We start from the raw sequence: 13,325 nt of genomic DNA on the forward strand, positions 1-13,325 counted from the left end.
CCGTTTTTTGAAGAAAGTCACATAAATGACAGCATTTTCAATTAGGAACAGCTTACCCCAAGCATATATACAGGTTTATCCACAGAAGCGTGATTTGCGCCCCGTTTAGCTACCATTAAAGTAGGCAGGAGGTGGAATGTGGCATCATACTTGAGCGGAAATATCTGTACCGAGTGGCCATGGTAGCGTCATCCAGTAAAGCTGGTTACCATGGTGGTGAATATAGTGTTGCACCTTTTTTGCTTTCATTTACAAAAGGTCTTTAAAGATGAATTTATCCAAGTTTCCCGTTTATATGCAGGCTGCTGTTCTTGCCTTAGTGTTGGCATTGATTGGTTATCTGGTTGCCCAAGCGCTGCAGTTCTCCCTGAAAGCCGAAGTGATCTTCGCTGTCGGCTTGGCGATTGGTGGCTTCGTGGTGCCCCTGCTCCTGAATAAGGCCCCCGCGGCCATGGCAACCCAGGGAGCCAGCCAAGAGACTTGTACCTTATATGTAGGCAACCTGCCCTACCGCGCCAACGAGATCGCCGTGCGCGAGCTGTTCGCAGAGCAAGGCCAGGTGATTTCGGTTCGTTTGATGAAAGACAAGGCGACCGGCAAGCGCCGGGGGTTCGGCTTTGTTGAGATGCCTGCTGCCGATGCGGCCAGGGCTATTGCGACACTCAATGACAAGGAGTATCAGCAGCGCACCCTCAAGGTTCGTGAAGCCAATGACAAGCGGGACAAAGAAGAACGTGAGAACGACGTCGACGCCTGATCTCTCAGAACAGGACTTCGGTTAAGGTAGACAGCCCCCAAGCTTGCAAGGGGGCTGTTATTTTTTTGGCCTCTTCATCAAGTCGTGTGCAATAGGCATGCGCCTCTGGGATCCCGGTTGTCGCAGCCATGGCATGACTGCTCAGCAGATGGGTCACTCGCTTGGCCACCGCCGCCCCCGAATCCACCAGCTGGCAATCAGGCATCAGCTGCCGGATCTCGGCGTCGAGCAAAGGGAAGTGGGTACATCCCAACACTAGCGTATCCGGTCTATCACTCCCTTCCAGCCAATCCGCCAATACATGGCGCAGCAGTGCCATATCAACAGCCTCTCCCGCCAGTTTGCGTTCTGCCTCGATCACGAGTTCGGTCGCGCCCTTGAGCAGCACCCGTTTGCCCGGCGCAAACTGGGCAATTAACTCATGGGTATAAGGACGGGCCACTGTGCCCGGTGTCGCCAATAGGCCGATGCACCCATTGCGGGTCAAAGCCGCGGCGGGTTTGATGGCAGGCACCACGCCCACCACTGGAATAGTCAAGGCGGCGCGTAAGGAGGGCAACGCTATGGTGCTGGCGGTGTTGCAGGCGATCACGACCAGATCGATGGCTTGTTCGGTTACCACCCGGCTTACCAAGCGGACACAGGCCGTAATCAGGGCGGATTCGCTCAGCTCGCCATAGGGGAAGTTGGCGTTGTCGAAACAGTAATAATAGTTATGGCCCGGCAGACACTGGCGGATCTCGCGATATACGCTCAGTCCCCCCATACCGGAATCGAACACCAGAATATTAGCCACCTGCACCCCCTATGCTGCGAAGGGGCGATCATACTCCCGCTCCCCGCCAATAGAAAAGGCCCTGCTGCTGGCAGGGCCTGTTTTTAGAGTGCTAATAAGATTGCTTATATAAGCAGGGTTATCAGAACTTGTAATCCGCGGTCACCCGGAACTCGGTACCGGGACCCGGGTAGTCGACAGCCGACTCGTACTGTTTGTCGAACAAGTTGTCGATACGCCCGCCCAAGGTCAGCTGAGCGGTCGCCGAATAGCTGGCTGCCAGGTTCAGCAAGGTATATGAGCCCAGTTCGACACGCTCGGCCGGGAAGCTGGAGAAATCCTTGTCATCACGCTTGCCGGTATAAAGCAGCTCGCTTGACCAGTCCACGGGACCGGTCTGCAGCTGTGCCAACCAGCTGGCCTTGTTCTTGGCCCGGCGCAACAACTGACGATCTTCATCGTTTTTGTCCTGGGCACGGGTATAGTCATAGCTGAACTCGTGGTGGACAGGTCCGGTATCCAGACCCAATGCCAGCTCGATCCCCTTGATGTCTGCATCGGTGTTATCCGGCTTGCAGCTGGAGAATGCGCTCTGGCAAGCGATCAGGTTCTGGATGCGGTTGCGATAGAGGTTCACCGACCAGTCCCAGGCGGTATAACGACCGGTGAAGTCCAGCTCCAGGTTCTTGCTCTCCTCTGGCTGCAGATCCGGATTCTCATAGCCCGGATAGTAGAGATCGAGGAAAGTCGGCGCCTTGAAGGCGGTGCCATAGCTCAACCGCACATTGTGGTACTGGTCCAGATCCAGGCCGGTGGCCGCAGACCAGGTGTTGTGACGGCCATACTGCTCGTTGTCATCGGTACGACCAGAGAGTTCCATCAGCAGTGCCTGCCAGCGGTAGCTACCCACTGCGAACAAGCCGGTGTTGTCACGGTCGGGGGCATCGAATGCCTGACCATAGCTGCGCGAGTCGGATTTCAACTGCTCCTGCTGCCAGTCGGCGCCGCCGGTCAACACCAACCCCTCGACGCCGCTCCAGCTGTTCAGCCAGGAGAAGCGGGTCAGCCCGGTGTGGATTGGGTTGGCGGAGGACTCGCCCTGGCTTGCCAGCCAGTTCTTCAGCTTGTTCTCGCCATAGCTGGCCTCGAGTCGGCTATTGAAGTGGTCAGCCTGATACTTGACGGCACCATCATACTGGAACGCCTGCACCCGGCTCTGATCCGAGCTGAGGTAGGGATCGTCCATCTCGGTCTTGTTGTTGTAACCCTGAGCGTTGATGTCCGCACTCCAGGCATCGCTGAAGGCATGGTTGAAACCAAGCTGACCATTCAGGCTGTCGAAACCATCCCGATCCGGCTGCTGGGCTGCGGCGACGACGTCGTAACCGTCGCTGCGCTCGTAACCGATCATCAGATTGGCATCAGTCTTGTCACCCAGCGCCTGCACGCTGCGCAGCTGACCCAAACCATAGCCATGACTGCCGACGCCGCCCTTGAGGTGAGTTTCTCCACCCTCTTTGGCCGAGGTATGGGTGATCAGGTTGATGACGCCGCCGATGGCATCCGAACCGTACACGGCTGCACGGGGGCCACGTATGTATTCGACACGCTCTATGTTGCCGAGCGGGATCTGGCTGAGGTCGGGGGCGCCGGTCACCATGGCGGCGATGGGGCGGCCATTGATCAGTACCAGGGAGTGGTTGGAGTTGGTGCCACGAATAAAGAGGCTGCTCTGATGGCCGCGACCACCCAGGGTAGTGATCTGCACCCCTGGCAGGGTTTTCAGCAGATCCGGCAGACTCTGCACCTGGCGGGCTTCGATCTCGGCGCGCTCGATCACTACCACGGGGGCAAGCACCGAGCTGGCAGGTTGTTCCACCCGATTGGCGGTTACCACCATGGTGTCATTGGCAGGCAGGGAAGACTGGGCGAAGGCGGCCGTCGGCAACAGGGCAGCCACCCAAAATTTCTTGGACATCACAGATCCTTAAGTTCGCGTAAGTATCTATTCCTTGGCCGGTTTCTCTCGGCCAGAAATACGAACTTTGGCAGGTCTTCGGACTCGGGGGCCAAGTGCCTAGGCGACGGCTTCCCGCCTTGCGGCAGTGCCCTGATGTCGCTTCGTTCCCCCTTACCGCTGCGCGCCAGCTCCGGATTCTCACCGGATTCCCTATTAAGCATGATGCGCCAAAGCGGGGGGATTATAGGAAAGGGTGGCACAAGAGTATAGCTATTTAGCCATCCATACGTCTTTTGCTCATGAAAATAGAAACCGGTGCCCATGGGGCCCCGGTTTGTCAGAATTATCAGTAGCTTCAGGATCAGTCGGCGTAGTTGGCCTTGGGGGCTGGCGGACGAATGGTGAGGGAAAGCACCAGCGCCACCACCAGCAACACCAGGATCAGGTTGAAGGTCGCCATGAAACCGCCGAACAGGGATGCGACTATGGAGCCTATGATACTGCCCAGGCCGAAGCCCAGATAGATGACGCCGTAGTTCTTGGTCAGGTTGTTGAGCCCAAAGAAGTCGCTCACCAGGGAGGGGTAGACGGTGATGGTGCCGCCGAAACTGAACGCCACGCAGGCCACCGCCACGAAGAACAGGTTGGCATTGAGCGGCACGAACAACAGCAGCACCATGCCTGCGAGGGTGATCAGCTGGGCGATGGTGATGACCCGGATGCGGGACATCTTGTCGGACAGAATGCCCAGCACCAGACGGCCACCCAGATTGGCCATGGCGATGATGGCAACGGCGTTGGCGGCCACCACGGCTGGCAAGCCCACCATGTTCTCGCCGATGTCCTTGGCCACGCCGATGACATAGAGGCCGCTCATGCAGGCGGTGAGGAACATCAGCGCCAGCATCCAGTACTGCGGCTTGCGCATGGCCTCGGCCAGGGTGAAGTCTCGGCTCTCGGTCTGCTGCACTGAGGCGGCCTGCTGGGGCGCATCCTTCATCAGCATGCCGCCCACCAGCACCATGGACATGGCGATCAGCCCCCACAGCTGGAAGGTCGCCTCCAGGCCGTTGTTGGATAGCAGCAACAGGTTGATGTACTTGAAGCCGAGGCTGCCCAGGCCATAGGCGCCGATGGAGCAGGCGGAGATCAGTCCCTTGCGCTCCGGGAACCACTTCACGCAGTTGGAGAGGGTCATCAGGTAGCCGGTCCCGTCGGCGAAGCCCACCAGTATGCCGGCGCAGAGGTAGAGCATGGCCAGGTTGCTGGCGTGGGCGGTGAGGAAAAAGCCGATGCCGAGCAGCACGCCCGCCCCCAGGGTGACGTTGCGCACCCCGAACCGCTCCTGCAGCTTGCCCGCCAGGGAGGAGGCCACCGCCAGCGACAGGCTGAGCAGGCCGAAGGCGAAGGCCACCTGGCTCACCGGCTCGTCCAGCTTGTCGGAGAGCTGGGCGTTGAACAGGCTCCAGGTGTAGACGGATCCCAGCGCAAACTGGGTGATGATGGTACCTATCAGGGTCAGATACCGGGTGCGGTTCATCTCTTTAGTCATGATGCGTCTCGAGGAATGGCCATAAGGAAATTGGGGCCACTATAGGCAAGACGCGACTCGCGCCGATCGATTAAGGCATGAAATGCAGATCGGCGGGCATGAATGACAATCAGAGCCGCATCAGCTGACGGAACGCCTTGATGTTGCTGCGGCTGACCGGCACCTCGAACGGCAGATCATGGAGCCGGATGAGATAGGTGCTGTTGAACCAGGGCACTATCTCGCGGACCTTGTTGATGTTGACGCAGTAGGATCTGTGGCAGCGGAAGAAGCCCTCGGCGGGCAGCCGGCTGACAAACTCGCTGATGGTCATGGTCATCACGTAGCGATCGGTGCGGGTGTAGACATAGGTCAGCTTCTCGTCCGCTTCCGCGTAGTAAATCTGCTCGCAGGGGGTGACTATGATGCGCTCCCCCTTCACCAGATTGACGGTGCGATTGTGCGGGCTGCTCACCTCCCCCTGCCCCGGCTGCGACTTGCCCGCATGCTCGAGCTTCTGCAGCAGATTGATGATGCGCGGCTCGTTGTAGGGCTTGAGAATATAGTCGAACGCCTCCAGCTCGAACGCTTCCACCGCAAACTCCTTGTAGGCGGTGACGAAGACGATGTGGGGCGGATGGCTCGACTTGTGCAGGTTCTTGGCCAGCAGCAGGCCATCGATGGAGGGGATCTGGATATCCAGGAACACCACATCCACCTCGTGATCCTGCAGGTATTTGAACGCCTCCAGCCCGTCCTCGAAGCTCGCCACTATCTCGATGGTGCTGTGCTGGCCTACCAGATAGGCCAGCTCCTCGCGAGCCAGATACTCATCTTCCACTATGATGGCTTTCAGCATGACAATGCCTCGTGAGTGAGACACTTAACTTCCACAATGATGGTCTTCAGCATGGCATGGCCTCCGAGCTCGGCAGATAGAAACAGACTTCGGTACCCGGCTCCAGCCGCTTGAGATGCAGTCCGTCGCCATAGAGCAGCTTGACCCGCTGATGAACGTTCATCAGGCCTATGCTGCGGCTCTCCACCCGACCGGCGGCCACGCCGTCGATCACTGCCTGGCTGATGCCGTAGCCGGTATCGCGCACCGCCACCCGGATCCCCCCAGCCAACTCTTTCACCTCTATGGTGACTTTACCGGGCGCACTGCGGGGCTGGATACCGTGCAGGATGGCATTCTCCACCAGGGGTTGCAGCAGCAGGCAGGGCACCTGAATGTGGACGTCATCCACCTCGAACACCACCTCCAGCTTGTCGCCGAAGCGGGCCTGCTCGATGGCCACGTAGTCACGCACCTGCTGCAGCTCTTCCTGAATGTCGATCAGCTCGTCCCCCTTGTTGAGGTTGTAGCGCAGGTAGTCCGCCAGATTGGCGATCAACTGACGCGCCTGCTGGGGGCGAATGCGGATCAAGGATGAAATGGCGTTGAGGGCATTGAACAGGAAGTGCGGGTTGATCTTGCTCTGCAATGCGGTGAACTCCGCCTTGCGGGTCATCTCTTTGAGCTGCTCGATGCGCGACACCTCCATCTGGGTGGAGATGAGCTGGGAGAGGCCCACCGCCATCTCTCGCAGAGAACTGGTAATGCTGTGGGTGCGGCGATAGTAGATCTTGAGGGTGCCGCTGACGGCGCCGTTTTCCCGCAGCGGAATGATGATGACAGAGTGAAAATCTGACAGGTGATACTGGCGCAGATCGTTGTTGATGATGATCTGGTCCAGCAACACGGCCCGCTGGGTCATGTCGCTGATGGCGTGGTGCTCGTCCAGCTCGTAGTAATCCTTGCCCACCCCCACGTAGGCCAGCACGTCGCGGGTATCTGTAATGGCCACCGCATCCGCCAGGATCTCGCTTCTGATGACGCCGCACACCTGACCAAGGGAGTGGCGATCGACCTTCTGGAAGAAGGGCAGCGTCTTGTTGGCAATGTCGAGGGCCAGCTTGGCCTGCTTGGCGGCAATCAGCTCCTTCTCGTCATCCAGATCCTGCACCAGCTTGATGATGAGCCCGATGCAGACGGTGCCCACGATCATGGGATAGGCGATGTGCCTGACGATATCCACCCCGACCGCATGGGGCTCGGCCAGCAGCAGGATCAGCAGCATGGTCAACCCTTCGCAAAACATCCCCGCCAGAATGCCGTAGAGCCAGAGCCGCGACTTGCGGCAATGAAAATAGATCCAGGTCGCCAGCAGACCGGCAATGATGCTGGCGATAAGGCAAGGGATCGAAGTGTGGCCATCCATGTCGATGAGGTAGCGATGCAGACCCGAGATGACCCCGGCCGGAATGCCGACCCAGGGGCCAAACAGGATACCGCCCGAGATGATGGCGATGATCCGCACGTTGATCAGCGCCCCCTCCACCGGAATGCCGGTATAGGTGCTGAACACCGCGAACAGGCAGAAGATGGCCGCGACCAGCACCAGCTCGGCCGGGGTGTGGTTCTGCTTCTGGAACAGACGCTGGAAGGGCCGGGTGCGGGTCAGGAAGAACAGGGTCATCAGCATCAGGGCCGCCCGTTCGAACACCGCCAACAACATCATCTGATTTTCGAGCATGGATACCTCAGGGGGTCGGTGCGCGACTGGCGGCCTACTATAGGGATTATGGGGCCGGGCCCCGCTGACCAGGATCAAGGCGGGGACATTAACGCGTCACGCCTGAAACGCAAAGACCCCGCTCATTGCAGCGGGGTCTTTGTGGCTACATCCGGCTCGGTATCAGATCCGAATGTGACAGGGATGAGTGCTATGTTGGCCAAGCCCGCACTCTCAACACCCCGCTCAGTACCTGACTTGGTAGTTGGCGGTGATGAAAGATAAGCGCACAGAGTAAAAAGCGTCACCCGACATCAAGTCAGGTGAGGCAATCATCGCTCAGGAAAGGGTGGCGAGCCTCGCGGCGAACCCCATGAAGAAGAGACCAATCAGACCATTACCCAGTTTGGCCAAGCGGATTTTGCGTTGGAAGAAGCGAGCCATCAGGGTGCCACCGAAGATAAGCAGAGTGAGATAGACGAAGCTCATGGCTTCCAGCATGCCCGCCAGCACTAGGTAAGAGAGCCAGGTGTGGGCATAGTTGAAGTCGATGAACTGCACGAAAAAGGAGACGTAAAACAGGATCGCCTTGGGGTTGGTGAGGCTCAGGGTCAGCGCCTTGCCGAAGTAATTCTCCCCCTGAACCGGCTCGGCATTGTGCTTCTGCGCCCTGGCAACGAAGTTGTCGTACAGTATCCGCACGCCCAGATAGAGCAGATAGATAGCCCCCAGGTAACGTACCAGGGTAAACAGCAGGGGCGTGGTCCGAATGAGGGAGGCAACCCCCAGGTAGGCGCAGAAGATGAGCAGGGCGTCGCCGACGAAGACGCCGAGGGCGGCGCGATAACCGGGCCCGATGCCGCGACTGGCACCGGTACGCAATACATAAATGGAATTGGGGCCCGGGGCGATGATGATGAAAAAAAGGCCGACTAAATAAGTCCAGACATTGATGACACCCAGGCTTTCAAACATGTTCCACCCCAATAGCAAAGACGAAGAGATGCGAAAGGAGACGGTACGGCCACCATCTCACTCCCCATCGACCATGGATCCATCCTAACCTTGCGCGAATAAAGTACAAGTCTCCAGCATGAGGCGGCCAGGTTCAGCAGTATTGTCCCGCGACCCAGCCGGACGACCAGGCCCACTGGAAGTTGTAGCCACCGAGCCAGCCGGTCACGTCCACCACTTCGCCGATGAAATAGAGCCCGGGCACCTGACGCGCCTCCATGGTCTTGGAGGAGAGTTCGTTGGTATCGACGCCCCCCAGGGTCACCTCGGCGGTGCGGTAACCTTCGGTGCCGTTGGGCAGCAGTTGCCAATCCCCCAGCAGGGTGGCGATGGTGTCCAGCTCCCGCTCGTTGTACTGGCGCATCGGCTTGTTGCTGAGTTGACCCAGATCCACCAGGATGTCGACGAAGCGCTTGGGCAGCTCGCGACCAAGCACGGTTTTCAGCTCCTGGGCCGGATGAGCCTGAGCCCACCCTTTCAGCGCCGCCAGTATGTCGAGATCCGGTAGCAGGTTGATATGGATCTTCTCCCCTGGCAGCCAGAAGGAGGAGATCTGCAGGATGGCGGGGCCGGAGAGGCCGCGATGGGTAAACAGCATGGCCTCCTTGAAACGGGTGCCATCCTCGGCGGTGACCGCTACCGGCAGACTAACCCCGGCCAAAGAAGCAAACGCCTCCTTGTCGGCCTGATGCAGCGTGAAGGGGACCAGACCGGCGCGGGTCGGCAGCACATCGAGGCCGAACTGCTCGGCCAGCTTGTAGCCGAACGGGGTCGCCCCCAGTTTCGGCATGGAGAGGCCACCGGTCGCCACCACCAGAGATTGGCACACGATCTCCCCCTTGCTGGTCAAGAGCACAAACCCCTCATCGTTTTTGGTAACGCTCAGGATCTCGGTCTGGAATTGCAGGCTCACCCCGGCCCAGTCACACTCGGTCAGCAGTACGTCGACTATCTCTTTGGCACTCTCGTCGCAAAACAGCTGACCCAGGGTCTTCTCGTGATAGTTGACCCCGTGCCTGTCGACCAGGTCGATGAAGTCCTGTTGGGTATAACGGGCCAGGGCCGACTTGCAGAAGTGGGGGTTGGTGCAGAGGAATGCCTGGGGCCCAGTCTGATGGTTGGTGAAGTTGCAACGTCCGCCGCCACTGATCAGTATCTTGCGACCCGGCTTCTTGGCGTTGTCGATCACCAGCACTGAACGGCCCCGGTAGCCCGCCTGCTGGGCACACATCAAACCTGCCGCACCAGCCCCGATCACCACTACATCAATTCTCATCATCACAGTGCCACTCACCTAAAACAGATCTACCAGAGAGGAGCCAATACACAGGCTCCACCCATCACCCCCCCCAGGCCACCAAAAAGAAACGGCCCACAAGGGGGCCGTATTGTACTGACTGAACATTAAGTGTCCACGACTTATCGGGAGACTTAAGCAAGCCTCATCCAGGGATCAGGCGTTGTTGTCCATCACGCTGGTAGGGGACGCCTTGGCCAGCTCTGCCAGCTCCTTGTCGATGAAGTAGAGGCCCTTGCCATCCTCACCCACCAGGTTGAGGCGGTCCACTATGCTCTTGAACAACTTCTCTTCTTCATGCTGCTCGGCCACATACCACTGCAGGAAGTTGAAGGTGGAGTAATCCTGGGTGGTGAAGGCAACATGGGCCAGGCCATTGATGCACTGAGTGATGTGGTGCTCATGCTCGAGGGTGGTGCGAAACACATCGCCCAGGGTGGTGAATTCGTGAGGAGGGGCACTGATGGCGCCCAGTATCGGCATGGCGCCGGTCTCGCTCACATAGGTAAAGAGACGCTCCATATGTTGGCGCTCTTCCACCGCATGTTTGCGCAGGAAAGTGGCGGCACCTTCGAAACCCTTGTCCTCGCACCAGGCGCTCATCTGCAGGTAGAGGTTGGAGGAATAGAATTCCAGGTTTATCTGGTCGTTCAACTTCTCGATCATGGCTTGGGCCAACATGCTGATTCTCCACTGTGATTTGGGTTCGATTGTCGCGACGAAGCGGATCTGGATCAACCACTTGCCGCAGGATTTGTTGCAGTTTCAACCAATGTCTCAGCCTCACCCCCATATGGGCATGGCGAGTCGATGGAGCATGCTGTACTCAAGCGTACCCCTTATTATGGCGCCCATGATTTGGGACCCTCGCTGATGCGCCGCTATTTTCTGCTGTTACTGTGCTGGCTTAACCAGGCGCAGGCCGATCCTTCCCTGTTGAATGATGCTGAGTGGCGCGCCGCACGCGATCCCGCCTTCTACCTCAGCCAGCTCGACACCCTGGCGGGTCAGGATATGGAGCTGTTTCACGCCAGATCCCTGGCCAAGGCACACTTGGGTGACTACCGGGGCGCCCAGCTCGATAACGCCAGGGCCAGGGCGCTGGCCACCAGCCATCAGGAGTCATCCCGGCAGCGGGATTTCCAGCTCTATCAGATAGCTCTCGTCCTGGATACCGCCGCCCCCGATCAGGCCGTTACTCTGCTCGCTCAACTCAAGCCCGCACTGCAAGGCGATGGAGCCCAGCGCGCTCAGTGGCATGCCCTGAATGGCCTGGCACTCTATAAAACCAATCAGCTGCAATCTGCCATTGCCGAGCTCAAGAGTGCCTTCTTGCTCAAACGCCAGCTCAAGCAAGAGAGCAAGACGGCTCAGTTGCAGTACATACGGTTGCTCATCACCCTGGGCAACCTCTATGCCGACATAGGTCTGGGTCAGGAGGCAGAGCAGCACTATCTGGATGCTCTGCAGCGTACTCTGAGTCTGAATGAACCTAACAGTCAGACCCTCATCAAAGCCAACATGGCGCGACTCTATCTCGACATGGATCGCCCGGCACGGGCCCGCCAGCTACTCGATGGCCAGCTGGCCAACCCGACCCTATCCCCCGACTATCGCGCCGCCATGCTGGGTTATCTCGCCATGGCCCTCAATGCCGAAGGTAACTGCTCGGCGGCGTTGCGTCATCTGGATGAGGCTGATGCACTGTATCAACAACTCGGCTACCCGGCCCCCCCGGTCTGCTGACGACCAGGGCTGCGGCCCTGCGCAGTCAGGGCGACACGGGTCGCGCCCTGGCACTGCTCGATGGCGCCAAGACCCTGGATCTCTCAGGCAAGGCGCTCAGGGCCGAGCTGCTGGCCGGGCAAGGCAACTATGCCGCCGCCTACCGGGGGCTCAGTGACTATCACGCCGACTATCGCCAGCACTTCAACCGAACCCTGAGTGAACACGCGGCCGCTTTCCAGGCGCAAATGGATTTGGCCCGTAGCGAGAGCGATAACCACAGACTGATACTGGAGAACGAGCGACGGCGCCAGCAGATAGCCCACCAGCAGAGCGCCCGCAACTATCAGATGATGCTGGTGATGCTGCTGCTCAGCGCCCTGCTGCTGCTCGGCATCACCACTCACCGCCTGCATCGCAGCTCCCGCCGTCTCTACCGGCTGGCCAGCTTCGATCAGCTGACCGGGCTCGCCAACCGACACGCACTGCAAGAGCGGTTGCAGGCCCTCTGGCAGCGGGAGGGACCTCTCTCCCTGATCATCATCGACATAGATCACTTCAAGCAGATCAATGACCAGCACGGTCATGGTGCAGGGGATGTCGCCATTGCCCGTCTGGGGCAGGTACTTGGGGAGTGGGCACCGGATCGGGAATTGATCGGCCGCTGGGGTGGGGAGGAGTTTCTGGTCGCCATACCGCTACCGGCGCAAGATTGCTGGCACCTGGCGGAGCAGTTGCGCCAGCGAGTGGCCACCGAGCGGGAACCCGGTCGCCCCGTGATGACCATCAGCCTGGGGGTCGCTGGCCGGGAAGATCCTCATGAGACGCTCACTCAGCTCATCCATAGGGCTGACATGGCCATGTATCAAGCCAAGCGCCAGGGGCGCAACCAGACGGTGCTGGCGGCGCCGCCGCAAACTGTGGTCAGTCTGTCTCGCAGCCTGGCCTAGGGTTGCAGCTCGCCGAGCGCCTTGATGTTGACCGGTGCCTCGTAATCCACGCCGGGTAGGTCGAAGCCGTTAAGCTGCAGAAAATCTCGCTTCAGCCCGGCGAAATCCCCCATGCTCGCGAAGTTCTGAGGGGTCAGCTTGGCCCAGAGTGCCGATACCGCCACCTGCACCGCCGGGCTGAGCTCATGGTCATCCATGCGGATCAACCGATGACCATCGGCCACCACCCCTTGAGTGCCGTACATCTTGCTGGCAAACAGGCGATGCATCTGTTCGATGCACCCTTCATGCAACCCCTGCTCCTTCATGACCCCCATCAACAGACCCAGATAGACGGGCAGCACGGGAATATAGGCACTGGCCTTGGTCACCAAGGCCTTGCATACACTGACCCAGGCGTGGCCACCAATATCGGCAAGCTGCAGGTTGATCGCCTCGGCGGTGCTATGCAGGTGCTCCTTGGCATAGCCTATGGTGCCGTCTCGATAGAGGGGATAGGTGGACTGCGGACCTATGTAGGAGTAGGCCACCGTCTGAACCCCGGGGGCCAGGCAGTCTGCGGCCTGCAACGCCTGCAACCAGAGCTGCCAATCTTCTCCCCCCATGACGGTAACCGTATCGCGGATCTCCTCGGCACTAGCCACCGGCAGTGTCTGTTCTTCGAGGGCATAGCGCTCCAGGTTCAGTCCCAGGCCGGTGAACGGGTTGGCCCGTGCTCTTGAGTACCGAGCGCACCTGACGGCCATCGGCCATTACCC

12 protein-coding genes, 1 pseudogene and 1 riboswitch are annotated in these 13,325 nt (G+C 59.2%); of the genes and pseudogenes, 3 read left to right on the top strand and 10 right to left on the bottom strand.

The genetic code is table 11. The annotated features are described in order from the left end of the window. Nucleotides 1-268 precede the first annotated feature (268 nt). Nucleotides 269-757, top strand: coding sequence for an RNA recognition motif domain-containing protein (locus G113_RS14035; RefSeq protein ID WP_005904974.1), 489 nt, complete (start codon nucleotides 269-271; stop codon nucleotides 755-757). A gap of 4 nt (nucleotides 758-761) precedes the next feature. On the opposite strand, the gene murI is transcribed toward G113_RS14035, so the two are convergent. The 8 genes from murI to ftnA form a co-directional block, all read right to left on the bottom strand. Beyond that, complete coding sequence (gene murI, locus G113_RS14040; RefSeq protein ID WP_040319246.1) at nucleotides 762-1,553, bottom strand: glutamate racemase; 792 nt, start codon at nucleotides 1,551-1,553, stop codon at nucleotides 762-764. A gap of 121 nt (nucleotides 1,554-1,674) precedes the next feature. Continuing rightward, on the bottom strand, nucleotides 1,675-3,510 hold the full coding sequence (locus G113_RS14045; protein ID WP_005904976.1) for a TonB-dependent receptor domain-containing protein: 1,836 nt from the start codon (nucleotides 3,508-3,510) through the stop codon (nucleotides 1,675-1,677). Between the two features lie 52 nt (nucleotides 3,511-3,562). After that, nucleotides 3,563-3,739: riboswitch (cobalamin riboswitch) on the bottom strand. 114 nt (nucleotides 3,740-3,853) lie between these two features. Next, nucleotides 3,854-5,044, bottom strand: coding sequence for an L-lactate MFS transporter (locus tag G113_RS14055; protein WP_040319245.1), 1,191 nt, complete (start codon nucleotides 5,042-5,044; stop codon nucleotides 3,854-3,856). Nucleotides 5,045-5,153: 109 nt separating this feature from the next. After that, on the bottom strand, nucleotides 5,154-5,882 hold the full coding sequence (locus G113_RS14060) for a LytR/AlgR family response regulator transcription factor (RefSeq protein ID WP_005904979.1): 729 nt from the start codon (nucleotides 5,880-5,882) through the stop codon (nucleotides 5,154-5,156). 46 nt (nucleotides 5,883-5,928) lie between these two features. After that, nucleotides 5,929-7,602: a sensor histidine kinase gene (locus G113_RS14065; protein ID WP_005904980.1), complete on the bottom strand. Its 1,674-nt coding sequence runs from the start codon at nucleotides 7,600-7,602 to the stop codon at nucleotides 5,929-5,931. 318 nt (nucleotides 7,603-7,920) lie between these two features. Next, nucleotides 7,921-8,556 carry a leucine efflux protein LeuE gene (gene leuE, locus G113_RS14070; protein WP_005904981.1) on the bottom strand — a complete coding sequence of 212 codons (636 nt, stop codon included), beginning with the start codon at nucleotides 8,554-8,556 and terminating at the stop codon, nucleotides 7,921-7,923. A gap of 133 nt (nucleotides 8,557-8,689) precedes the next feature. Continuing rightward, nucleotides 8,690-9,874, bottom strand: a complete 1,185-nt coding sequence (locus G113_RS14075; RefSeq protein ID WP_005904982.1) for a BaiN/RdsA family NAD(P)/FAD-dependent oxidoreductase — start codon at nucleotides 9,872-9,874, stop codon at nucleotides 8,690-8,692. 174 nt (nucleotides 9,875-10,048) lie between these two features. After that, nucleotides 10,049-10,573, bottom strand: a complete 525-nt coding sequence (gene ftnA / locus G113_RS14080) for a non-heme ferritin (RefSeq protein ID WP_005904983.1) — start codon at nucleotides 10,571-10,573, stop codon at nucleotides 10,049-10,051. A gap of 129 nt (nucleotides 10,574-10,702) precedes the next feature. Here ftnA and G113_RS21845 point away from each other — a divergent pair, with 129 nt between their 5' ends. After that, entirely contained in the window at nucleotides 10,703-11,638 is a 936-nt protein-coding gene (locus G113_RS21845; RefSeq protein ID WP_005904984.1) for a tetratricopeptide repeat protein, read from the top strand. Between the two features lie 83 nt (nucleotides 11,639-11,721). Here G113_RS21845 and G113_RS21995 read toward each other — a convergent pair whose 3' ends face one another. Then, nucleotides 11,722-11,844 (bottom strand): hypothetical protein, encoded by a 123-nt coding sequence (locus tag G113_RS21995; RefSeq protein WP_269077642.1) that lies wholly within the window; start codon nucleotides 11,842-11,844, stop codon nucleotides 11,722-11,724. A gap of 21 nt (nucleotides 11,845-11,865) precedes the next feature. Between G113_RS21995 and G113_RS21850 the strand changes: the two genes are divergently transcribed. Continuing rightward, nucleotides 11,866-12,567 (top strand): GGDEF domain-containing protein, encoded by a 702-nt coding sequence (locus G113_RS21850; protein WP_005904986.1) that lies wholly within the window; start codon nucleotides 11,866-11,868, stop codon nucleotides 12,565-12,567. Here G113_RS21850 and G113_RS14090 read toward each other — a convergent pair. After that, nucleotides 12,564-13,325 (bottom strand): annotated as a pseudogene (locus tag G113_RS14090) (bifunctional NADH-specific enoyl-ACP reductase/trans-2-enoyl-CoA reductase); the annotation flags it as partial. The gene G113_RS21850 and the pseudogene G113_RS14090 overlap by 4 nt on opposite strands.

This window comes from Aeromonas molluscorum 848, assembly GCF_000388115.1.
Lineage (GTDB): Bacteria > Pseudomonadota > Gammaproteobacteria > Enterobacterales > Aeromonadaceae > Aeromonas > Aeromonas molluscorum.

Bases quoted from the DNA above. Each gene is read 5' to 3' on its own strand.
- G113_RS14035 (WP_005904974.1), top strand. From the start codon at position 269: ATGAATTTATCCAAGTTTCCCGTTTATATGCAGGCTGCTGTTCTTGCC.
- G113_RS14045 (WP_005904976.1), bottom strand. From the start codon at position 3,510: ATGTCCAAGAAATTTTGGGTGGCTGCCCTGTTGCCGACGGCCGCCTTC.
- G113_RS14055 (WP_040319245.1), bottom strand. From the start codon at position 5,044: ATGACTAAAGAGATGAACCGCACCCGGTATCTGACCCTGATAGGTACC.
- G113_RS14060 (WP_005904979.1), bottom strand. From the start codon at position 5,882: ATGCTGAAAGCCATCATAGTGGAAGATGAGTATCTGGCTCGCGAGGAG.
- G113_RS14065 (WP_005904980.1), bottom strand. From the start codon at position 7,602: ATGCTCGAAAATCAGATGATGTTGTTGGCGGTGTTCGAACGGGCGGCC.
- leuE (WP_005904981.1), bottom strand. From the start codon at position 8,556: ATGTTTGAAAGCCTGGGTGTCATCAATGTCTGGACTTATTTAGTCGGC.
- G113_RS14075 (WP_005904982.1), bottom strand. From the start codon at position 9,874: ATGATGAGAATTGATGTAGTGGTGATCGGGGCTGGTGCGGCAGGTTTG.
- ftnA (WP_005904983.1), bottom strand. From the start codon at position 10,573: ATGTTGGCCCAAGCCATGATCGAGAAGTTGAACGACCAGATAAACCTG.
- G113_RS21845 (WP_005904984.1), top strand. From the start codon at position 10,703: ATGGAGCATGCTGTACTCAAGCGTACCCCTTATTATGGCGCCCATGAT.
- G113_RS21850 (WP_005904986.1), top strand. From the start codon at position 11,866: ATGGATTTGGCCCGTAGCGAGAGCGATAACCACAGACTGATACTGGAG.